General features: G+C 35.2%; 23 protein-coding genes, 1 tRNA gene and 1 pseudogene. 7 read left to right on the top strand and 18 right to left on the bottom strand.

Translation table 11 applies throughout. From position 1 onward, the window contains the following. Window positions 1–117: 117 nt before the first annotated feature. Complete coding sequence (locus tag AC4G3L_RS11835) at window positions 118–531, bottom strand: hypothetical protein (RefSeq protein WP_491077152.1); 414 nt, start codon at window positions 529–531, stop codon at window positions 118–120. 344 nt (window positions 532–875) lie between these two features. On the opposite strand from AC4G3L_RS11835, the gene AC4G3L_RS11830 reads away from it, so the two are divergent. Further along, the gene (locus AC4G3L_RS11830; protein WP_491077151.1) at window positions 876–1,190 is read left to right on the top strand and encodes a hypothetical protein; all 315 of its coding nucleotides are present in this window, start codon (window positions 876–878) and stop codon (window positions 1,188–1,190) included. A gap of 271 nt (window positions 1,191–1,461) precedes the next feature. On the opposite strand, the gene AC4G3L_RS11825 is transcribed toward AC4G3L_RS11830, so the two are convergent. The 13 genes from AC4G3L_RS11825 to AC4G3L_RS11765 form a co-directional block, all read right to left on the bottom strand. Beyond that, the gene (locus AC4G3L_RS11825; protein WP_491077150.1) at window positions 1,462–2,022 is read right to left on the bottom strand and encodes an AAA family ATPase; all 561 of its coding nucleotides are present in this window, start codon (window positions 2,020–2,022) and stop codon (window positions 1,462–1,464) included. A gap of 188 nt (window positions 2,023–2,210) precedes the next feature. Beyond that, on the bottom strand, window positions 2,211–2,816 hold the full coding sequence (locus tag AC4G3L_RS11820) for a DUF2441 domain-containing protein (protein ID WP_491077149.1): 606 nt from the start codon (window positions 2,814–2,816) through the stop codon (window positions 2,211–2,213). 1,152 nt (window positions 2,817–3,968) lie between these two features. Further along, entirely contained in the window at window positions 3,969–4,316 is a 348-nt protein-coding gene (locus tag AC4G3L_RS11815) for a DUF2178 domain-containing protein (RefSeq protein ID WP_491077148.1), read from the bottom strand. After that, a complete protein-coding gene (locus AC4G3L_RS11810; protein WP_491077147.1) occupies window positions 4,313–4,555 on the bottom strand; it encodes a helix-turn-helix transcriptional regulator in 243 nt (80 codons plus the stop codon). Before AC4G3L_RS11810 ends, AC4G3L_RS11815 begins: the two co-directional genes overlap by 4 nt. 450 nt (window positions 4,556–5,005) lie before the next feature. Next, the gene (locus AC4G3L_RS11805) at window positions 5,006–6,094 is read right to left on the bottom strand and encodes a copper resistance D family protein (RefSeq protein ID WP_491077146.1); all 1,089 of its coding nucleotides are present in this window, start codon (window positions 6,092–6,094) and stop codon (window positions 5,006–5,008) included. A 3-nt stretch (window positions 6,095–6,097) separates the two neighbouring features. Next, window positions 6,098–6,703: a copper resistance CopC family protein gene (locus tag AC4G3L_RS11800; protein WP_491077145.1), complete on the bottom strand. Its 606-nt coding sequence runs from the start codon at window positions 6,701–6,703 to the stop codon at window positions 6,098–6,100. 218 nt (window positions 6,704–6,921) lie between these two features. After that, on the bottom strand, window positions 6,922–7,290 hold the full coding sequence (locus AC4G3L_RS11795; RefSeq protein WP_491077144.1) for a hypothetical protein: 369 nt from the start codon (window positions 7,288–7,290) through the stop codon (window positions 6,922–6,924). A gap of 13 nt (window positions 7,291–7,303) precedes the next feature. Beyond that, complete coding sequence (locus tag AC4G3L_RS11790; protein ID WP_491077143.1) at window positions 7,304–8,383, bottom strand: toxic anion resistance protein; 1,080 nt, start codon at window positions 8,381–8,383, stop codon at window positions 7,304–7,306. A gap of 24 nt (window positions 8,384–8,407) precedes the next feature. Continuing rightward, window positions 8,408–9,208, bottom strand: coding sequence for a hypothetical protein (locus AC4G3L_RS11785; RefSeq protein WP_491077142.1), 801 nt, complete (start codon window positions 9,206–9,208; stop codon window positions 8,408–8,410). A gap of 151 nt (window positions 9,209–9,359) precedes the next feature. After that, on the bottom strand, window positions 9,360–9,548 hold the full coding sequence (locus AC4G3L_RS11780) for a hypothetical protein (protein ID WP_491077141.1): 189 nt from the start codon (window positions 9,546–9,548) through the stop codon (window positions 9,360–9,362). Between the two features lie 290 nt (window positions 9,549–9,838). Then, window positions 9,839–10,180: a hypothetical protein gene (locus AC4G3L_RS11775; RefSeq protein ID WP_491077140.1), complete on the bottom strand. Its 342-nt coding sequence runs from the start codon at window positions 10,178–10,180 to the stop codon at window positions 9,839–9,841. A gap of 85 nt (window positions 10,181–10,265) precedes the next feature. Next, window positions 10,266–10,568, bottom strand: a complete 303-nt coding sequence (locus AC4G3L_RS11770) for a hypothetical protein (protein ID WP_491077139.1) — start codon at window positions 10,566–10,568, stop codon at window positions 10,266–10,268. Between the two features lie 387 nt (window positions 10,569–10,955). Further along, window positions 10,956–11,648 (bottom strand): DUF1919 domain-containing protein, encoded by a 693-nt coding sequence (locus tag AC4G3L_RS11765; RefSeq protein ID WP_491077138.1) that lies wholly within the window; start codon window positions 11,646–11,648, stop codon window positions 10,956–10,958. A 254-nt stretch (window positions 11,649–11,902) separates the two neighbouring features. Between AC4G3L_RS11765 and AC4G3L_RS11760 the strand changes: the two genes are divergently transcribed. From AC4G3L_RS11760 to AC4G3L_RS11745, 4 genes are all read left to right on the top strand, one after another. Then, window positions 11,903–14,818 (top strand): SH3 domain-containing protein, encoded by a 2,916-nt coding sequence (locus AC4G3L_RS11760; RefSeq protein ID WP_491077137.1) that lies wholly within the window; start codon window positions 11,903–11,905, stop codon window positions 14,816–14,818. 254 nt (window positions 14,819–15,072) lie between these two features. After that, window positions 15,073–15,357, top strand: coding sequence for a Parvovirus coat protein VP1-like protein (locus tag AC4G3L_RS11755; protein ID WP_491077136.1), 285 nt, complete (start codon window positions 15,073–15,075; stop codon window positions 15,355–15,357). 330 nt (window positions 15,358–15,687) lie between these two features. Then, window positions 15,688–15,760: transfer RNA gene (locus AC4G3L_RS11750), tRNA-Lys, on the top strand. A gap of 162 nt (window positions 15,761–15,922) precedes the next feature. Then, window positions 15,923–16,090 (top strand): hypothetical protein, encoded by a 168-nt coding sequence (locus tag AC4G3L_RS11745; RefSeq protein WP_491077135.1) that lies wholly within the window; start codon window positions 15,923–15,925, stop codon window positions 16,088–16,090. 236 nt (window positions 16,091–16,326) lie between these two features. Here the strand turns inward: AC4G3L_RS11745 and AC4G3L_RS11740 are convergent, their stop codons facing one another. Then, the gene (locus AC4G3L_RS11740) at window positions 16,327–16,599 is read right to left on the bottom strand and encodes a phage holin (RefSeq protein ID WP_491077134.1); all 273 of its coding nucleotides are present in this window, start codon (window positions 16,597–16,599) and stop codon (window positions 16,327–16,329) included. A gap of 409 nt (window positions 16,600–17,008) precedes the next feature. On the opposite strand from AC4G3L_RS11740, the pseudogene AC4G3L_RS11735 reads away from it, so the two are divergent. Next, window positions 17,009–17,308 (top strand): annotated as a pseudogene (locus tag AC4G3L_RS11735) (tyrosine-type recombinase/integrase); the annotation flags it as partial. A 111-nt stretch (window positions 17,309–17,419) separates the two neighbouring features. Here AC4G3L_RS11735 and glnA read toward each other — a convergent pair. Next, a complete protein-coding gene (gene glnA / locus AC4G3L_RS11730; RefSeq protein ID WP_491077133.1) occupies window positions 17,420–18,754 on the bottom strand; it encodes a type I glutamate--ammonia ligase in 1,335 nt (444 codons plus the stop codon). Between the two features lie 45 nt (window positions 18,755–18,799). Then, window positions 18,800–19,213, bottom strand: a complete 414-nt coding sequence (locus AC4G3L_RS11725) for a MerR family transcriptional regulator (RefSeq protein WP_491077132.1) — start codon at window positions 19,211–19,213, stop codon at window positions 18,800–18,802. A 378-nt stretch (window positions 19,214–19,591) separates the two neighbouring features. Here AC4G3L_RS11725 and AC4G3L_RS11720 point away from each other — a divergent pair, with 378 nt between their 5' ends. Further along, window positions 19,592–20,080 carry a hypothetical protein gene (locus AC4G3L_RS11720; protein ID WP_491077131.1) on the top strand — a complete coding sequence of 163 codons (489 nt, stop codon included), beginning with the start codon at window positions 19,592–19,594 and terminating at the stop codon, window positions 20,078–20,080. Between the two features lie 257 nt (window positions 20,081–20,337). On the opposite strand, the gene AC4G3L_RS11715 is transcribed toward AC4G3L_RS11720, so the two are convergent. Further along, entirely contained in the window at window positions 20,338–21,600 is a 1,263-nt protein-coding gene (locus AC4G3L_RS11715; RefSeq protein WP_491077130.1) for a methionine gamma-lyase family protein, read from the bottom strand. Window positions 21,601–21,608: the final 8 nt, after the last annotated feature.

Here is a 21,608-nt window from a genome sequence, read left to right as displayed (position 1 = left end):
TGAAAACCTATTTGGGTGAACTTAAATTTAGCAAACTTTTATAACCTGTTAAAAAAAGTCTGAAACATATATAAACCAAAAGAAGCCTTGCTTTGGAATAGGCGTAGTACGGCTCAATTAAAACATAAGTGATATAGATTTACCTTCATCATTAGAGTTAATGGTTATTAGATTTTGACTGGAGGGGTTTTTATCTAAGTATATGAGATAGGAACCAGGTTCCATATTTAACTCAACTTCCCCTTTTAGGTTAGTTTTTATCTTTAGTGGTTCAACCTCCTCTTTCTTTTGGTTATTCTTGATAAATACATCAGTTTCACGGAGGTTTTTTCCAGTTGAATCCAAAAGCACAATCTTTATCTTTACACTTTTCCTAATGAAAGCTCTTTCTGACGAGTCAGCGGTTTGTTTTGGAGGCTTGTTACTCAAAAATGATTCATGATCTCCAGTAGCATAAATAATGGCATACAGATAGATTGAAAAGACTACTATTGCATAAAATATGAGTTTGAACTTTGCTATCATATTCACATCTTATCGCCCCTTCAATCCTTTAAAAAATAACTATACGTCTATCTTCTATACATTATATTTCCATTCTTAAGGTATCATTCCCTTCCAGTATTATAAATTAATATCGAAAATGCTATTAAAATGATTAATTGTATTCGGTATTTCCTTTAGTTGAAACTCCTCTCAACTTTTTTGATGTTTTCATATTTTAATCCATTTATTTAAAGAGAAATTAAATTAAAGTATTAATAACTATTCAGCAAATTAAATAGCCAACGTATAATTTTTGTGAATTTTACAAAAATTTGTAACTTTGTTAAAATTATTCCGTACTAGTTATTAAATATAGGAGGTTATATTGAATGAAAAAAATCATACAGTGGGCAATGATTACCTCGATAATCATTGGAGCATTTGTTTGGATAGCAAGTGCAATCATACCTTTTTCTTATAGTGAATGGAGCTTCTTTATAGGTTTAGGTATAACTGTCATTATGTTCCTCTTTAATAGCAGCGGAGGATATTTATCGAAGGGAGCTACTCTAGAAGCAAGTGAAGCGACCTGGCAAGTACAGAAGGATAACAATGAGTTGAAAGTTAACGTGGGCGGAGTATTTTATGGGGCAGTTCTGTATACAATTGTTAGTTTAGTCCTTATGCTCGTCATTTACTTTTAACCTATTTTAAATGCTACAAACAAGCCATTTCACAAAGAATGGCTATTTTTTATCCCCTCACTACCTACGATGATTTGTAAAAATACAATCTATGAGAAAATACCGCTTATAATATCGATTTTCCGGTAAACGCTACTTTACTTCTATATGATATTCATCACAAATAGACATTCATCCTTTGGGATCAATGCCACTGTTTTTATCAGTAAGCTTTTAATATAGCTCAGTTCCCACTGTACCCCTCGTTAAATGGGCTTAAGTATTTTCAATACTATAAGCGGAAGTTCTCTTTGATGATATTTGCCACTTCTTGCGCATCCAAGTTTGTATTGTTTATTTTTATATAGTTTAAATGTTTAATTTCTCCTTCTAAAGAATTCAATCTGTATATCTCCATCGACTTTTTCAACTCATCTTCAGACCACTCAATATCCCTTTTCGATGGCTTATGTTCAAGTCTATTAGAACTTTTATTTCGCTTAAGCCTTTCTTCTAAATCAGCCTCAAGTTCCACAAAGTAAACAGTTCCTCCTCTGGACTCAAACAACTGAGAAACCTGATTAACATAATCCCAGTCTTCTTGCATATTAAATGCCCAAACATATGTGAAAATCATTCCATCCAAACTGCTTTTCGATACTTCTTCAAATATCTCTTGACGAAACAAATTGACTAATCTCTTTCCTTCTTTAGTGTCGTAGTCAAAGAAATGATTAACCAAATCAATTGTCATATGATTATGAAAAAGTTTCAAATCCGTTATCTTTGCTAATTCTTGCCCGACTGTCATTTTACCAACCGCTTGCGGTCCAAATACAAAAACAAATTTCATAATCTCTCTCCTATATCCATTAGTTATATTTTAGTTATTTTACCATAAATAAACAAATAGAGATCGAATATGACCTTACTTATTACATAATCCTCCTTGATCTAACTGTTTTATCTGCATAAGAAATAACTGTCCATTTTCCAGTCTTGTTTAAAGAGATAAAAGTACGTCTTTTTATTCGGACTTTCCTAACTAAATTTACTTAAGGCGTAATCGTGTATAATTTCCACCACTTCAATTTTTCCGTTAATCAATAGTTCGGGAAGATTGTTTTTTAGATTACCCTTCCAATATTCTCTGGCTTGTTCGATTTTTTTTGAGAAAGGAACTCCATCTGCCTTTGGTAAAAGGTCTCCATCACCCTCAAAATAATTTCCTACTACTCGTAACTTAACAATCTGAAGAACTTTTCGGTGGTAAGTATCAAATAACTCTTTCCATTTCAGAGCATCTTCATAGCTTTTTGCAGCATATAAGCAAGATAATCTTGAGGGATAGACAGGGTATTCTTGCAGTCTAACCATTTCTGCTATCACTTCTCTTATTGCTCTGATTGTTTGATCCGCATAATCTACAACTACCTTGGCATTCTCTGTATTCAAGTACAAGCCTTCATTTGTAAAATGACTGAATAAAACCTGCATAAAGTCTTCGTCTTTAGAATTTAATATTTCCCTTTCAAAAAAGAAGCGATATAAGGTGTTTTTTTGGTTCCTATCAAAATTAATAATCTGTCCAATACTCATTTCTTTATTAGTAACAATATGATAAGCATAAAACTCGGTCTCTTTCATATCCCTACCCCCTGTTTAACTTCAACAAATTGGCTATATATATTCCATCACATCTGCTGAGAATAGTTGTTTAAGTTGCTCTGTAACCTGCTCCCTTAGAAATAAGACATATTAATGTTTATCACGAATTTCTTTTAAAAGCTCTATGACTATAGCATTTTGTTTTTCCATCGACTTTAAACTCTTTTCTATCGTACTTGTAGACACAACTATTACAATTAGAACCGCTATTCCAACAAAGAACAATCTAATCTCCTCCAAACCAATAAATTTGTAATAATTTACCATTTTAATTATTCAAATCTATCCTTATTGCTAACCATCCCCTTTAACTGCATAAAAGAGATGCCCCACCCTTGATATCGGAGTAATGCCTTCGTTACTTTAAGTATTTTTTCATAAAATTTACTCAAACACTTTTCATTCATTACTGAGGGCTGTCCCTTTATCAGCACAAGAAAAGACCGCCAATTTGACAGTCTCGATTTTCTGTTATTCCTTTTTCGTAATATAAAGTTGACCCTAAACGTGGAATAAAAGATGTATGCCTCCGACGGGATTCGAACCCGTACTCCTTTCGTGAGCATAGGTTAGGGAGAACACGCTTCCCTACGGAATTTCACCGACAGGAATTTCACCTGTCTCAGCTAATTTGCTTTTCGGTGCTTCTGAAACCCTTACCTTGCGACCCGTTTATACAATTGTTTTACGGCGCTCTTCCCTTCTTGAGCTACAGAGGCGTATTTATAATTATTATATAGCATCAAATTGGAATTGAGTATCCTTGTTTAACAAATAATGGTTTTTGGCCTTACTTAATACTCGAACCAACCTTCCCTTAGTAGCAGGAGAAAAGAATACCAAACTGACAATCTAATGCTCTGTTAATCCTGGTAGTTCCAACCTAAACCTACATTTTCGCTTAGGGAAGATTCCCCGTTTTTAAAAAAAGACTGCCCGATAGCAGTCTTTGATTAGGTCTAATCCCTTTTCCTTGATTAAGTATGACAATTTTTCATGAACAACAGTTATTGATCCCCATTGTAAACTGTCTCTTAATGGTGATCAATCATAGCAGGCACAATAGATATTAGTTTTTGAGTTTAGATGATGAAACTTTAAGCATCTGTTACTCTTGTTTAGTTCCTTCGTTTAAAAATCTCTTTTATATCGAATAGCCAGATATATTCCTGAAGCGATGAATGCAAAGGAATATTTAAATAAGAAGAAAATTTGCCACATATATTCTTTCGGGAAAATTATGTCACACAAAATGACTGCACCTAACATAATGAAGGTACTTTTTAAGTGTATGGGATTAGTTCTTTCGTCAGGTTTACCTATTTTTTTATAATATACGTATATCAGAATCGTTCCCACTAAAAGCAATACAAACCCGCTGCCAATAAGCATATTCCAGTTACCAGTTGATTTCTCCGCCCATATTTTTAAGGGATTAAAAATGGTATTTGATATTTCCGATATAGACTCATTTTTCATTTTTGATCACTCCCCTTCATATAAGTAAAAATATCGTTAACCTCTACGTTAAAAAAATCTGCTATTCGATAAGCTAAAACTAGAGAAGGAGAGTAGTTATTCTTCTCCATAACATATATGGTTTGTTTAGATACTCCTACAGCGTCAGCTAATTCTTTCTGGGACAATCTTTTTAAGACTCGATGCTCATACACTTTATTTTCAATGTAGTCCTCAATTCCATCTTTCAAGGTCAACACCTTCCTTTTTTAACCATAAACATACAATAAACCATACTTATATAAAAGTAAAGTAAACTTATATAAAAGAAAAATATTGTTTTATAAATTTAGATAATATAAAGGTCAAACTCCATTCAAAGCATTTCTTCGGTCTAGTTGAGCCTACTGAGTACTCCTTCAACCTTGATGCACACTGCAATTACCCCTAAAGAAAACCTAGATTATTAAACAATTAAAATAAGACAAGCCGGTACTGAATCTTCCAGCTTGTCTTTCTGTTTAAATACTAACCTATTAAAAAAGGTGGCATTCATATCACAAAACATAAGTCATAACATTGAAGTAAAGCATCCTCATGCTCGATGGTATACCTTATATCTTTTCTATCTACTATTAGAATTACTATCCAACCTAAAATCTACGGTAAGTATTTATATCTTGTTCTCCTCAATTAAAGCCAGCTTCCTTTCAACTGATACTCATGATTATCGCCAAATAGCTAGAAAAGACAAAAAGGATACTAAGCAAAACTGTGATGATGGGCGATGTTTTTTTAAAGAAGGAATATAAAATCATAGCTAAAAATAGGAACGCAATAATAATAAGGAAAATGCTCATTGAATTTACACTCAGTTGAACTTCCATTCCCGGATAATACTGACCTTGATAAAAGAGTTCAAATAGGAAAGATAGTCCTTCCTGTTCCAGCATACTTGCACTAGGAGGAGATTGTTGGCTCATTGCAGCAGTTGCTGAAAAAACAAGGAGCGCAACGATACTTTCAGCTTTCATCCAGGGAACAGGATTAAATTTTTGATTTTTAATTAATCTCCGCCGAATGAATATGCCATTGATCACAGCAAAGACAAGCAATGAAATAATTAGTATATGTTTTATTAATAAATATTGACCATAATCAATCATCCAAGAGTTTGGAAATTGCGAGATATCCATCACGAAACTCATAAGGGCAATTCCAGAAGCCGTTATCACGAGGACGCAGCTAATTGCAAGAGGAGTAAACCAATGCAAAAAACGAAGCCAATTTTCTTGATCTTTGGAAAACCAGCTAGCAACATACATGATTCCAACCCAAACAGTAACAGCAGTAAAATGGATAATATGTGTTAAAAACCCTTTTCCTTGTTCCAAGGAACTTGCATGACTGGACCATGCAAGTCCAATAATTAAAAATATTGTTAATAAACATCCAATCCAAGAATAGGTAGGATTTTCCGCTTGATAAAATTTAGTAATAACTACGAGTAAAATCAAAACAACAATGGTTGTAAAAATCCACGCATTCCCAATATCAAAGGTCAACAGTACCAGTTGCAATCCATCTTGCCATCCTAATGTTTGCTGCAGATTTACGATTAGTACAAGTATGGGCATAAAGGAAAATAGTGCTATTCCGATTGCAGCTAAAATCATATATCTTTTGCTCACAAGTAGACCTGGACGAAAATGACTTGGAACCATGGTTAAAATAAAGCTACCCATTAAAATGGAAAAACAAAGATATAGCAAAATTTCGCTTACCATTACAGAAGCCACTGATTATTTCTTTCTCCTTAATAGAATAAAGATGATAATCATAGCCAATATTAACAGTACGGCAAGAATAGGAACGAGGGTGGAAGAACCTTTGTTTTCTAATTGATCACTAGCAACATCATTTTCTGTCTCAGTTGCTTTTTGTTCAGATCCTTGTTCACTTACATCTACATCTTCCTGATTTGTGTCACTGTCTTCCATATTTTCATTCACTGGTTCTTCTTCATTATTATCAGTAGATGCTGGTGTTTCAGTCTCCGCGATATCTACTTCAAATGAAAACTCCCCTTCGATTTGATGTCCATCTGCACTGATGATACTCCATACAACATTATAAGTTCCATTCCCTAAACCATTTGGAAGGGTACCTATAACTTTATTATCTGTAATAGTACTGTCTTCGATTGAAATAACTTTTCCATCTGAATACATTAATTCAAAAGTGCTTCCTTGTTCAACCTTCCCATCAAAGGTTAATGCTATTTCACGCAGCACTTCTGTGACAACCTGGCCATCGGCTGGTGCAGAACTCTCTAAATGAGAATGTGCAAAAGCAGTTGGTACAAAATACACCGATAATAGCAACGTGATCAAAATAAGTTTTTTCAAAATAGTTCCTCCTACTAATATGGTACTATACCGCACTTAATGCAATTAGTTCTAAGGATTGCAAGTCATTTCATTAGCCCAATGATAATCCTTTTAAAGTATAATATACAAAAATCATTAGTACCATTTCTTTACACTGCAGCCTTCTATATTAGCTATTAGAAATACTACCCCCTGACAAAAACGACAAAAAAATAAACGCCGATTCATTCGACGTTTTAGTAGTAAACTATAGTTGTTCTTTCCTTCTGTTTTTTATAGTATTTGTCATATACAACCAATGTTAAAACTGCAAGGATAGGATAACAAAGCACCATTGAGCTGTATGAAGCAAATCCCGCAAAATTAAAATGGAATAGCAGGAAAGCTATGGTGTTAATAACAAACAGCCTCATTTTCAAGGAATGATTTTCTTTCATCTTAATAAAAAATAATCCGAACAGGAGAATGGTTATCCCAATCGACATCGAAATATAGGAACCGAGGAACATTCCGAATGAATCAAAGAATATTACCGGGATCATTCCACTTAACATGACGGTCATATAACATGTTAGCAGCAAGAGAGAATATCTAACATATTGCATTTATCTTCCCCCCTTATTGATTTAATAATTTCGTTTTCATTTCTTTGTTCATATCATCGAGCTTCTCCACAAACTCTTTACTGCTCGCGATAATCCTGCGGCTGGATGCTTCCTGAGTCTCAATAGCTGAATAAATATCTTGATAAGCCTTTTGTAACTTTTCGATCGAGATGGATGGATTCTCCAGAAGCTTGGTTGTTTTCTCCGTATTTTCTTTTAACATTTGCGCATTGGCCAGGATGATGTTTTCTGTAGCTTCATTAACGTCATTGATCGCCGTAATGATTCTTTCCTGGTTTTGCAAGGCCATGTGAATAGCAGATGTGACAGGAGCCAGATTTTTGGTTGTATCAATCGCATTTCGAATAGCTTCTTTCAATTTATCATTATTTTTCTTGATAATATCTACTGAAGCAAGGGACTGTTGCAAAACATTGACCATGGAACTCATATTTTTTGTTCTGACAATGATTTTCTCCTGTGCTTCATTGACAAGCTGCTGCTTATTTTGCCATTCAGGTTCGTTCCTTTTATCTTCAATCATTTGGAACAGATGCCGCCCCATATAGACTTGTTTGTCCAGCAGGTAAATCTTATCGTGGACATCCTTCTTAATGACATCAAGCTCTGCATTATCTTCCTGAAGCATGTCTCTACCTCTTAGCAAGGACTGGACGATTTCATCGATATTTTTTTCTACTGTTTGATATTTGGCAATAAATTTTTCGTTAGAATTCTTTCGTAAAAACTTCGGAACGATCTTGGCTATTCCTTTTGTTTGATAAGCTTTTGGATTCAGGTCGGATACCGCTTCACGAAGCTTCAACAAATTACTTGGTATATCATGATTATCTTTATTATCCATCATATCTTTAACAGGTCTTCGCAGGCTGTTTAACGATTCTCCTGCCATCCTTTGTTCATTTCCGCCGAAATTGCTTAATTGCTCCAAAACTGAATCAATATTATGTGTATCCGTATCAGATATTTTCTTGATGACCTGACTTGCTTCTTCGTTTAATTTTTTCATATCGTCAGGATTAATGACGGATTGAATTACTGTTTCATCAAAATCCCTGTTTTGTTCACTCATTGGCTTTTCACCTCTTAATCAGTATTATTTTTCATATCGTTGATCGATCGTAGTTAGTGTTTTCTTTAAATCGAATTCTCTTTTATTGTCAATATGTCTACGGATTTGTGTAATTCTCTCCTGTATGGTAATTAATCGGTTTAATGTATCATGCTCATATTTTTCTTGTTGTTTCGTACCCAATTGAATAAAGTCAGCAATCAGCTTTCGTAAATCTTTGATTAGTGTCTCCTTAACCTGATGCTCATAATCAATGTCTGTAATTAACTCTATATGCTCCAGCAAATAACCTAAACTAGGGATGATTTGCGTGAAAGCATGATCGATCGGTGATGAAAGGCGGTTTCGATTCCTCGCATCTTCCAGTTCATTAATAAGCGCCGTATAGTTTTTGTTATTTTTATATAATAATTTTGTCTTTTCGGGTTGGAAATTCCTTATAGCCCATTGTAAAAAAAGATCTATCTTTTCTATATCATTTTCTTTTTTCAATAACTGTTCGGAAATCTTCTTCTCTGTATAGACTCTCGATCTTGTATCATAACGAACGCCCAGTAATGGCTGTTTTGTTTTGGCTCTTTGGGCATTAATCGTAATATAATCCGGCCCAGCCAAAATAGATAGTATATTTGAATCCATTTCGTATACATAAGATGCATAACGTTCATCTAATTGAGTGCATACAAACTGGTCTTTTTGATTTTTTCCAGCTATTCGCTTCATTACATTGGCCAGTCGTTCCTGTTTAGGTTCTCCCGACTTTGCGTCTTGCAGAAAAACTACGGTTGTGGCTCCTACCAATCCCAGCAGGATAACATAGAACATAACAGTCACCCCTTTCTAAGGCTATTTTATCATACTATACATACGAACCAACAGAGAGATAAGTTTCAAATATTATAATACCAACTTTTACAAGCCTTTTTGTAGATTACATGTATATTAAAGAAAAGAGGTCCCGAAGAACCTCTATTTTTTATTCACATTCGATACTTGGAAAATAAACAATAATGTCTTTTCCCATGTTATCAGTTTTTGCTTCACTTAAAATATCTTCAATTACATCCGCGTCCATGACTTCATCAATCAAATGTCGGAAAAGAGCAGTGATTATTTTTATTGGTGATTGGAAGGTTACGATCCCCACACAAGTTTGGCCATACATTCCGCGACCGGTTTGTGATTTATTCTACATCCAGAGCTGTGTAATTTCCTGCTCCATATACTGCATCTAAGTTCTTGTAAAATTCCTTTTCTGTCAGGCTTGTTGTGAATTTCTGCACCTCATTCGTGCTTACTACTAAGATTTTGTAAGTCTTATCAATACTTCCATAATATTGTACCTCCTTAGTGGTTGCTCATTTGTTATTTTGTAATTTAATTATTTTGGTAAAATATCTGTGTGAATGTATCAAAATAAAAAAAACACCCATTCAAGGGTGGTTTTTCTATGTCTTATTCTATTCCCAGTGTTTCTTTTATGTTTTTTTCTTGTTCATAGGTATCGCCGCCTGGTTTCAGTAGATTCCATGTATAAGACTGGATATAAATTTTTAAAGATAAATTTTTGCTGGTATAGTCTTCTTCTAACTCTAAATTTTTCAATGAATCATATATTTTATCCAGTCGATCATGGCAATCATCTGCTGATATTTCGGCGTTATTATATTTTTCTATGATTTCAATGGCACGGATTCCCAAATCATAGGTTTCTTGATCCATTCCGTCAGGGATGCTACTGCCGCAACCTGTCAAAAGTAAAATGGCACTAAGCAATAAAACAGATAATTTTTTCACGATGATTTCCTCCTTTATATGAAAATATTATATTGAAATAATTGTAAAATGCAATAATAAAAAGCACCTGTGAAGGTGCTTTTTATTATTCTTCTGATTCTGGCTTATCAGAAAAATTATTCGGTAATTCAAGTGTAAGCTTTTCTGAATAATTTAGATCGCCTTCTTGTACAATATGTTGCTCTATAAGTTGATTAATTTTGCTTTCCATTCTATTGTGTTGCTCAATTGATAGACTTTCTTGAAATTTTTCAAGGGTTTTCATGCTTCCTGTTATCATTGAAACTTGCCGTTTGCAATCTTCTGCAATATCCCATAAGTTTGCAGTTTCACCGTTGAAGTTATAGAAAACTATCAACCTATCATTTGTACTTTCCACAAGATCCATGAAAACAAAAAGCCAAAATTGCCTTTTACAATAGATCAGATAAATGCAATAAAATCTTTTGAGCATCCTTATACCGATACGGCCATCATATTACTTTATACAGGCATGCGAATTACCGAACTTTTGGAAATCGAAAATGAAAAAGTATAAAGATATATGATCGGCGGAACTAAAACAACTGCTGGTAAAAACCGTATTATACCGATTCATATATGATTTAATCAAAGCAAGATATAATCCCGATCGTAAGTACCTGATTTGTTATGAGAACGATTCCAAGATTCCTTATCTAAAATATCGCCGATTGTTTTGGACAAGAAGACATACTTAATAATCGTTCCTATACATAAAAAAGCGCCGGATAAAATCCGGCGTCAAAATATCTGTTTATTTATTACCTATCAATTTAAATGGAAATTGCAGTTCAAAAATAGCTTTTCTTTTTTTTGGTTCTTTTTTGATGACTTGCCCAGTGTTAAGCCATTCAGCTACATCAAAGTATTTTTTATAGGAAGTTAGTTCATGTTCTATTTTTGTTTCTAAAGATTGATTTGAAAAATAGATGATACTCTCTAAATGTCCCATTGGCTTTGCCGTAAAGCACACTTTATTACTTAATGGTAATTGGTTAAACGTTTCGATATATTCTTTTCTGCACTGATACTGATCACTGAATTTAAAAAATAATTGGTTCCAATTTATACGTTGAATTCTCTCGTTCCAGTCTTCTAATGCCGTTTGTTTATATTTATAGGAATAAAAATGTATTTCCACTTTTTTGTCCAACAAACCAATTGGATAGACACCTTTTATGCCATCATATTTTGAATGAAGTGTAAATTTAAGGGGAGATTTCATATAGTGTTCAAAGTTAGATACAAGTTCAATATAGTCTGGTGCAAATATGAACATACCTATAAATGGCGAGTGGTATTCCATACCTAAGTCATCATATACTTTCTTGCCCCAATCATTATCTGAGATAAGTGTGAAATGACCATTTTTCACCTTGCTTTTCAAATCTTGGTGTAAACAATAACTACTCAATTTTTTTGTCAACTTTGGCAAATACCCTTCCATTGTCCTCCCCCTTTCCATCCTTATTATTACCTTTATTCCTTTTTTTAATGAAAAAATAACATCTATTTTATGTTAAATTACATTTTCCATTAAATTTCATACAATTATGTCGATAAGTGATATAGCACCCCTCTATAACATTCTATGATGCCCATATATTTTAGTTGCACACTTTTACATATTTAATTTTAGAATTTAATCACTAAACAACTAGACTTTATGGGAAAAGAGGGAGAATACAGGAGGATGTACATTTGCAAAATCATAAGGCACGTCGTAAGCCATTGATCAAAAAGGGGACAACACTCTTATTATCTGCAGGATTTATCCTTTATAGCGGAGATACTTCATTAAAATTATTGGATACAATAAAAGCGGAAGCAGCTAGTTCAACGTATTACGAAATGACTGCTAATGTGAACCTACGGGCCAGCAGTTCTACCAAAAGTGCTATTTTATTAACCATTCCAAAAGGGAAACAGGTTACTTATATTTCGAAAAGTGGTTCGTGGTTTAAAGTTAACTACAACAATCGGACTGGTTGGATCAATGACCAATATGCGAAAAAAATAACAAAAAACAGCCCAAGTAAAGCGATTGTCTCTAACTATCACACAACCGCGAATCTAAATATTAGATCAATAGCATCCAGTAACGGAAAAGTCCTGAAAACAATTCCTAAAGGCAAATCTATAACCTATATATCTAGCAGCGGTTCTTGGTATAAAGTAAAATATCAAACTACTACAGGATGGGTAAGCTCGGATTACGTAAAAAAAGAGACCGCAAAAGAGGAAACAGCGACTGTAAAAGTTGCTTCTAGTAACTCCTTAACTTATACTGCTACGGCAAACTTAAATTTACGATCCTCTTCTTCAACGAAAGGATCTATACTATCAACGATTCCTAAAGGCAAATCCGTTACGTATGTTTCTAAAGACGGTTCGTGGTTTAAAGTGAAATATAGTGGTAAAACCGGCTGGGTCAGCTCCAGTTATTTAAATGGGGTTACTCCTGCCAAACCTATAATCAACACCCCTTCTCCTGTGGTAAAGCCAAAGGAAGAGAAGACGTATCAAACAACTTCTAATTTGAATTTACGATCCTCTGCTTCAACGAAAGGATCTATACTATCAACGATTCCTAAAGGCAAATCTGTTACGTATGTTTCTAAAGACGGTTCGTGGTTTAAAGTAAAATTTAATGGTAAAACCGGCTGGGTCAGCTCCAGTTATTTAAATGGGGTTACTCCTGCCAAACCTATAAGCAACACCCCTTCTCCTGTGGTAAAGCCAAAGGAAGAGAAGACGTATCAAACAACTTCTAATTTGAATTTACGATCCTCTTCTTCAACGAAAGGATCTATACTATCAACGATTCCTAAAGGCAAATCTGTTACGTATGTTTCTAAAGACGGTTCGTGGTTTAAAGTAAAATATAATGGGAAAACCGGTTGGGTCAGTTCCAGTTATTTAAACGGGGTTACTCCTGCCAAACCAATAAGCAGCATTCCTCCTACTGAAAAGCCGAAACAGGACGTTACCTATCAAACAACTGCCAACCTGAACCTTAGAGCCGATGCTTCTAGTCTGAGTTCTGTTTTAACAGTTATCTCTAAAGGAGAAAAAGTGACCTACTTATCAAAAAGCAGTTTTTGGTATAAGGTGAAATACGGAAATAAAACAGGCTGGGTCAGCTCTGAATTTCTAAAGAAAACAACTGAAGATAAACAAGAGGAAACGAAGATAGACGTCATTTACAGCACGACTGCTAATTTAAAATTAAGAACAAAAGGTTCAGTAGATTCAACTGAGATTACAACCATTCCAAAAGGAAAACAAGTTACGTATCTTTCAAAAAGCGGCACATGGTATAAAGTTTCCTATAATTCCTTTACAGGTTGGGTCAGCTCTGAATTTCTAGAGAAGGGAGCCCCCGCTTCGGACTCATCTGATCAAATCAGTTCAGACTCCTATGTAACAATGGATTTAAGGACTAAATCATCCGTAACGGCTGCTCAGATCAATGCGTATATTGCTAATAACGCAACATCTGCTAACAGTGTCTTATATAACAAGGGCAATATTGTAATTGATGCAGCTAATAAGTATGGCGTGAATGCACTATATCTTGCAGCACACGCCATTCATGAGAGTAATTACGGTAAATCTACTATTTCCCTGGCGAAAAATAATTTGTTTGGGTACGGTGCCTACGATGCTGCTCCATTTGTCGGTGCGGTTAAGTTTACTACCATCCAATCAAATATAGAATTTATTGCCCAAATGATGAAAGCTACGTATTTAAATGAAGGTTACTGGACTTATAGGGGCGCTTATCTTGGAAACACTGTTAAGGATCGTAATGGAAACAGAATAGACAGTCAAAGCAGCGGAATGAATTTCTTTTACGCCAGCGATTCTAATTGGGGAAAAGCCATAGCTAAACATATGTCCGCCATGCTTAATTACAGCAAGGAAGGCGCTAAAAACGCAACACCAAATAAAACGGTGCCAAGCAAGCCTTCCTACCCTGATGCAAAAGATGTCTTTCCAGCTGGTACACTAGCCGTTGCTCATAAGACAATCACTCTGACACCCGGAGAAAATGCTGGTGCCAATGGATACAAAACAACTTCTAATCTGAATCTGCGATCAGCGGCATCGATAGATGGAACTGTTCTGCTTACCATACCTAAAGGGGCAACTATCACTTACCTTAGTACCAGCGGGAACTGGATGAAAGTTCAGTACAGTGGCAAAACCGGATGGGTGAACTCTGGATATGTAACAAAAACAAGCTCGGGATCTTCTGTAAACATTCAGGCTGGAGAAACCTTCAACTTGTTAGAGAAACATAATGATGAAACATTAAAAATAAAATACAATGGAAAGATGTATTTTACCTCCAGTATTAGCTTAAGCAAATATTATCAGCACATGTCCGTTAAAAACCTGGCCCGTGTGGATGCTACAAGCTTAAATGTACGCGCTGCTGCCAATACAGGCAGTAATGTAGTTGGTACCCTATCCAATTACCAATATATTGAGCTATCGGTTGATGCTAAGAACAATCCGATAACAAGCAATGGATGGTATAAAGTGAACCTATCTAATGGTAAACAAGGATGGATTTCAGGTCTGCATATCATTCGTGAATTAAATAAATAATAGTTTGTTAGATTTAAATATGGCGATACTTTCCACGAATTTAACATGATGACTAAAGTCCAGAGATAAATACTCTGGGCTTTTCTTTATTATGAAACAACTTAAAATCCGTTCCGCTCCTGAACATCTTCGTTTGTAAATAATCATTTTAGATCGGTTCCCCCTTTTTATTGAACCTTTTTTCAGGGAGGTGTTTTAACCGTTTATTTGCCCTTACACTTTGTCCAATCTTTCATATATTAATAAAAATCAACATGCGAGGTGACATTATGAATAGAAGAAAAAGGCGAAAAGGTAGGGGATTATGTTATCCCGGATACAATTGGTGCGGTCCAGGCTGTTCGGGCCCATGGGGTCCTACCAATCAGGTAGATTCATGTTGCAAAAAACACGATGATTGTTATGAAAGATTTGGACCTACCAGACAGTGTGACGAGATGTTATTAAATTGTCTCCGATCTCAAATAAATCCCCACACTAAATTGGGCAGAGATGCTCGATTGTTTTATCAGATCATGCTGCTAAGGTACAATCTTTGATGGTAAGTAGATATTTCCCTTTAAGGTAAGAAGCAGCGCAAAACAAAATATACAGCCATACACATTATGAATACTCGAAAATAACTAACAATACCCAAATTATTAAACCTCTTATCATCCTGTTCTTTTCAAACCACTCCTACATGGGAGGGCCAAGCCCTCCCTCCTATTGAATAGTTTATTGGTCATATTTATACGTTCATTATATGACTAGTGCCGATTCGAAAGTATAGTATTTTTAACCCCTTATTAATCTTAATTCCTTTCCTGTGAGCATATAATTATCGTTACCGCTATAACAAGAGTATAATAATATTGTAAACAACTAACGGGGCATTAGCTTAGTTGGTAGAGCAGTTGACTCTTAATCATCAGGTCGTAGGTTCGAATCCTACATGCCCCATCCAAAAAGGATCCGTGCAAATTCGCCGGATTCTTTTTGCATTTAAGAAATACGACTAAATCCAAAATGACTTCATAATTATATAAAAATGTAAACTTCTATTAATCTGTACGTAATAATGTAATTATATAATCAGTTTATAATAGTTTTTTAGAAGGATAGATGATAATGGACATTAAAGAGCCAGCACAAAAACCGAAGCAGATAACAATCCCTCCGGTTATTAAAGACTTTATCGGAAATCAAGCAACATTGGAAGATTTAGAACAACTAAAGCACTTAGTTGCCAAACGATACGCAGAACTCAAAGTACCCCGTCTCAATCATTGAGAGGGGTTTTTTAATATCCATATCTTATACATTACAATGACTGACCTAATCCCCAATCATATATCATTTATCCTCTTCTTCTTGCATAAAAAACAAATACCCCTATATTACCAAACCTGCCAAGCAACCTAGTAATATTAAATAACATCAGAATGATATTTGGATCACATTTATTATTCAAATGCGAGCATATACACCGTACTACTCTTCCCTTTTAATAACCCCTAAGAACTCGATTATCCTTTTGGCTCGGTATATGTCATGGCCAGTTTGCTGTCTGCTATTCCTTTTGTGGTTGGATCCACAACTCCACCGATACCCAAGAAAGTTAAAGCAAAAAAGTTCACAATACCCATAATTCCTTTAACTGCATCATCTGTAATGGTGTAGCCTGTCGGTGTGATAAATTCATTAATGAAAGCTAAAATCATTTGGGCCAAGAAAATCATTCCAGGAATAGCAGTAGTTATAATAAATGTCGGGTTTTTAAAACGAATTTTCCAGTTCAAATTGGTTCATCCTCTGATTACAATAATTTAGTATGTTTAATTTCAAAAATATTCGATAAACTAAAAACAAAGAATAGAAAGAAAATATCAGTTCCCAAATTTAACGGAATGGCTCTCATGGCATAAGTTATAGTTATCATTATATAAATACCAGTGCAAAAAAAGTCTCATTCCCTGATTTTTTAAGAACTCTTAAATCATTGATATCCCTTTCCTACATCGTATGTAAACATAATCTTTATTGTGACATAATGTGTTCAGATATTATTCTATGGTCCTTTAGTGAACTACAGAACGATTAGGACATGGTTCCATGCAAATCACTGAAGTATGTATTCGACGTTTTCATGAAGATAGAAAAAGATATAATGGAGAAATTAGAGGATTTTATCCAGTGGATTAATGCAGCCATGATCTCAAATTAGTCCTAAGCCGCCCAGATAGAAATTACCTTCCCAACTCTACCCTGTTCAATGCTGTAATACGAATTTTAAAGAGAGCCAACATTCCGTATGTGTCTATTCACGCTCTTCTCCACACTCACACTGTTCTATTATTAGAGTCAGGCACTTCCATGAAATATGTACAAGAACGTTTACGACATGGTTCTATGCAGATTACCACCGATGTATATTCGCACGTATCCAAAAAAATTGAAGCAGATAGCATGAATAAATTTGAGGATTACAAGAAGAATATATTAAATTAGTTGAAAATTCGTGGGCAGATTGTGGGCAGTTTTTCAAAACAACTTAGAATTACGTATTTACCCACAAAAAGAAAAAACCCTCAATACCGCAGTATCAAGGGTTTTACACTATTAATACATTTGAATGTATTGTTCTCTTTCCCATGGATGAACTTGGGTTCTAAACATATCCCATTCAATCTCTTTCGCTTCAACAAAGTGTTCAAGGATATGATCACCGAGACCTTGCATGATGATAGGGTTTTTTTGTAATTCGACTAAGGCTTGATACAATGTAGACGGCAAATCTTTAATGCCTTCTTCTTCTCGTTCTTGTGCAGACATTACATAGATATTGCGGTCGATTGGAGCCGGAGCTTTTTTCTGATTCCGAATACCATCGAGACCGGCACTAAGTAATACAGCCATTGCAAGGTATGGATTTGCAGTTGGGTCAACGGAACGAACCTCAACACGTGTGCTTAATCCGCGGGAAGCCGGAATACGGATTAAAGGACTGCGGTTACGAGCAGACCAAGCAACATAACAAGGTGCTTCGTATCCAGGAACTAAACGTTTGTATGAGTTAACGGTTGGATTTGTTACTGCTGTAAACGCAGGTGCATGCTCAATGATACCAGCGATAAATTGACGAGCCGTATCACTCAATTCAATATCTCCCTTTGTATCATAGAATGCATTTTTCCCATCAGAGAATAATGATAAGTTCATATGCATTCCGGATCCATTCACACCGAATAATGGTTTTGCCATGAAGGTTGCGTGCAAGCCATGTTTACGAGCGATAGTTTTTACTACCAATTTGAATGTTTGGATTTGATCACATGCTGTAATGGCATCAGCATATTTAAAATCTATCTCATGTTGTCCAGGAGCTACCTCATGGTGGGACGCTTCAATTTCAAATCCCATTTCTTCTAGCTCAAGAACGATATCGCGACGGCAGTTTTCACCTAAATCTGTAGGAGCAAGGTCAAAGTATCCGCCTTTATCATTTAACTCCAAAGTTGGTTCCCCAGCTTGATCCAATTTGAATAAGAAGAATTCTGGTTCAGGCCCAAGATTGAAATCTGTGAAACCTAGCTCTTTCATTTCCTCTAATACACGTTTTAAATTAGCACGTGGGTCACCCGAGAATGGTGTTCCATCTGGATTGTAAATATCACATATTAGGCGAGCCACTTTTCCTTTTTCAGCAGTCCAAGGGAAAATCACCCATGTATCAAGATCCGGATATAATAGCATATCTGATTCTTCAATACGTACGAATCCTTCAATTGATGAACCGTCAAACATCATTTTATTATCTAATGCTTTATCCAGCTGACTTACAGGAATTTCAACATTTTTAATTGTTCCTAAAATATCAGTGAATTGTAGTCGAATGAACTTAACGTTTCCTTCTTTTGCTAACTTTCTAATGTCATCAGCAGTGTATTTCCCCATCTTCCTCGTCCTCCTTGAATAATAAAGCTTTTTATATTTTAATTTTTAATGAAAAAAACGATGCATATCACCAGATTGGTTGCTGCCTCTTGTCGTAAAACGGCCAGCCTGTAAAATTTCGTCACGCAGTAATTTTCTTAATTGTGCATTAGTCAATTCTGGTTTACTTTGTTCTTTTGAATGTTTCTCTTTATCTAGTGTTTCAGTTGGCTCCAATTCAGATAATCCAAGAATTTTTTTGATCCCTGCCATATTTATGCCTTGATCAAGTAATTCTTTAATTTCCAGCAGACGATCGATATCATTTAATGAAAACATCCTTCGATTGCCATCTGTTCTTGCAGGATGAACCAATTGGTGCTCTTCATAATAGCGAATTTGCCGTGCAGTTAAATCGGTCAGCTGCATGACAATACTCATTGGAAAAAGTGGCATTGTCCTCCTGATGTTACCGCTCACCACTACATCCTCCTTCAATACCAATCTCTTAATGATAATGTAAGTTTATGCTATGTAAACTTCTTTGTCAATCTGATGTGAGGTTTTCTAACATGAAATTTCATGATTATTCGCTTATTCTTACTCCACCTCCTCCCTTTTCCCTCATTTGAATGCAAATAACCTAATAATCTATTTGTAAAATAAATGTAACCTTTGATTAACATTCATAGAGGCTAAATAAAAGTTAGTGGTTGAGTTAGAAAAAATAACACGTCCAATTAGAATGAGCGCCAATGCTTTTTTTCCTCGACTAGTTTTAGCAGTTCTAAGGATGGGCAGGTTAAGTCATATGTTGGATTTATATGGTAAAACAAACACTAGAAAGGGGATTTTCATGTGAAGAGGATCATTTTTTGGGGCGTTCTAATCGTAGCAGTAATAATTTGTGGTGTTTCTTTCTTTTTGAAATTTAAGCCACCATTGGAGATTGGTACACTTGCTTTAAGTACAGACAATAAATCAGTTGTTGTCGAAGTCGGTAATAATGGCTTTTACGAAGTCAAAATAGTAGATGTTTGGGTGAATAACCATGAAAAACCTACAACAACAAGGTTACAAATTAGTAATGCGTTACAAGGTTTCATCATAATGGATGACTATAATAGTATAGAAGCAAAAAAACATGGATTTACCAATATTGATGAGGTTGCTATAAAAACAAGAACTTCACCATCTTTAAGTTACGAAAAATTAGATGATAGCACAGCTTCTAATAAAGATGAAATTTATGGGGTTAGTGTTATTCATAACGAAGAAATATATAAGGTTCAAATAAAATATAAATATCTGGGAATTTCATTTAACGATACTGTGATACTAAATTAACAAGGTTGTTAGTTCGATAGCAAGTACAGTCTCCTTACTAACTATTAATCAAAAGCAACAATCTTTATAAAAACAGCTTTAAAAAAATGGATATTTATATTACGAAAACAGGTAAACTAAGTTTATAACAAACCTCCATATATTGTATTAAAATCCATGAATCATCCATCAAAAAATTTTATTGCTAATAGTAGAAATACTGTTTTTCACAAATTAAAAACTCCCTCATTAAAAAATAAGGGAGTTTTTTCGAAATTCTATATTAAACCTTTTTCAATCATTTGATCGATGGCTTTGCAGATAGCTATTTTGACATGAGAGTACGTTAAGCCGCCCTGTACAAAAGCTGTGTATGGCGGTCTCAGGGGCCCATCAGCCGTTAATTCGATACTTGCACCCTGTATGAAGGTTCCCGCTGCCATGATTACATCGTCCTCATATCCTGGCATATATGCTGGATATGGTGTCACATGGGAGTTGACAGGAGATGCGAATTGAATTTGCTGACAGAACAGAACCATTTTCTCTCTGTCATGGAATTGGACGGATTGAATCAAATCTGTCCTTGGTTCATTCCAGGTTGGTGAAGGATTGAATCCCCACTTCTCCAGCATAGCCGCTGTAAAGATCGCCCCTTTTAAGGATTGTCCCACAACATGAGGTGCCAAAAAGAATCCCTGGTACATCTCCAATAAACTATACAGCGATGCACCTGCTTCAGCACCAATTCCCGGTGTTGTTAAACGATACGCACAACGTTCAACTAAATCAGCTCTGCCGGCGATATATCCACCGGTTTTTGCTAAACCGCCACCAGGATTCTTAATTAGGGAACCTGCCATTAAATCAGCGCCAACTTCTGTAGGCTCCATTTTCTCAACAAACTCTCCATAACAATTATCAACAAAGACAATGACATCAGGTTTGATGGCTTTTACAAATCGAATCATTTCTTGTATTTCAGAAATTGTGAACGAAGGACGGTTATCGTAGCCTTTTGAGCGCTGAATTCCAATCATTTTCGTATTCGGTTTGATTGCTTTTGCTACTTCTTCCATATCAACATACCCATCTTCTTTTAAAGCTACAGATTGATAGGAAATTTGATATTCCTTTAATGAACCTATACCACTGCCGCGTATGCCGACAATTTCCTCAAGAGTATCATAAGGCTTACCCGTAATATATAATAGTTCATCTCCGGGCCGCAACACACCGAATAAGGAGGTTGAAATGGCGTGGGTTCCTGATATGATTTGCGGACGGACAAGCGCTGCTTCCGCACCAAATACATGGGCATACACCTTTTCCAACGTATCCCTTCCCATATCATCATACCCATATCCAGTTGATGGATTAAAATGAGCATCACTTACCTGATTTTCCTGGAAAGCTTTTAAAACCTTCGCTGTATTAAAGTCTACATTTTCATCAATCTCTGAAAATCTTTCAGCAATCATTGTCTCAGTTTCCTGAACAGTTTCTTTTATTCTCTCACCGTTCTTCAGTTGTTCAAACATGCTGTATT

Source organism: Bacillus sp. z33, assembly GCF_058313615.1.
Note: the sequence above shows the minus strand (reverse complement) of the source record. Positions and strands in the feature narration are given on the sequence as shown.

Coding starts and splice junctions, on each gene's coding strand:
- AC4G3L_RS11830 (WP_491077151.1), top strand. CDS start 876: ATGAAAAAAATCATACAGTGGGCAATGATTACCTCGATAATCATTGGA.
- AC4G3L_RS11825 (WP_491077150.1), bottom strand. CDS start 2,022: ATGAAATTTGTTTTTGTATTTGGACCGCAAGCGGTTGGTAAAATGACA.
- AC4G3L_RS11820 (WP_491077149.1), bottom strand. CDS start 2,816: ATGAAAGAGACCGAGTTTTATGCTTATCATATTGTTACTAATAAAGAA.
- AC4G3L_RS11815 (WP_491077148.1), bottom strand. CDS start 4,316: ATGAAAAATGAGTCTATATCGGAAATATCAAATACCATTTTTAATCCC.
- AC4G3L_RS11795 (WP_491077144.1), bottom strand. CDS start 7,290: ATGCAATATGTTAGATATTCTCTCTTGCTGCTAACATGTTATATGACC.
- AC4G3L_RS11790 (WP_491077143.1), bottom strand. CDS start 8,383: ATGAGTGAACAAAACAGGGATTTTGATGAAACAGTAATTCAATCCGTC.
- AC4G3L_RS11785 (WP_491077142.1), bottom strand. CDS start 9,208: ATGTTCTATGTTATCCTGCTGGGATTGGTAGGAGCCACAACCGTAGTT.
- AC4G3L_RS11780 (WP_491077141.1), bottom strand. CDS start 9,548: ATGTATGGCCAAACTTGTGTGGGGATCGTAACCTTCCAATCACCAATA.
- AC4G3L_RS11770 (WP_491077139.1), bottom strand. CDS start 10,568: ATGGATCTTGTGGAAAGTACAAATGATAGGTTGATAGTTTTCTATAAC.
- AC4G3L_RS11765 (WP_491077138.1), bottom strand. CDS start 11,648: ATGGAAGGGTATTTGCCAAAGTTGACAAAAAAATTGAGTAGTTATTGT.
- AC4G3L_RS11755 (WP_491077136.1), top strand. CDS start 15,073: ATGCGAGGTGACATTATGAATAGAAGAAAAAGGCGAAAAGGTAGGGGA.
- AC4G3L_RS11745 (WP_491077135.1), top strand. CDS start 15,923: ATGATAATGGACATTAAAGAGCCAGCACAAAAACCGAAGCAGATAACA.
- glnA (WP_491077133.1), bottom strand. CDS start 18,754: ATGGGGAAATACACTGCTGATGACATTAGAAAGTTAGCAAAAGAAGGA.
- AC4G3L_RS11715 (WP_491077130.1), bottom strand. CDS start 21,600: ATGTTTGAACAACTGAAGAACGGTGAGAGAATAAAAGAAACTGTTCAG.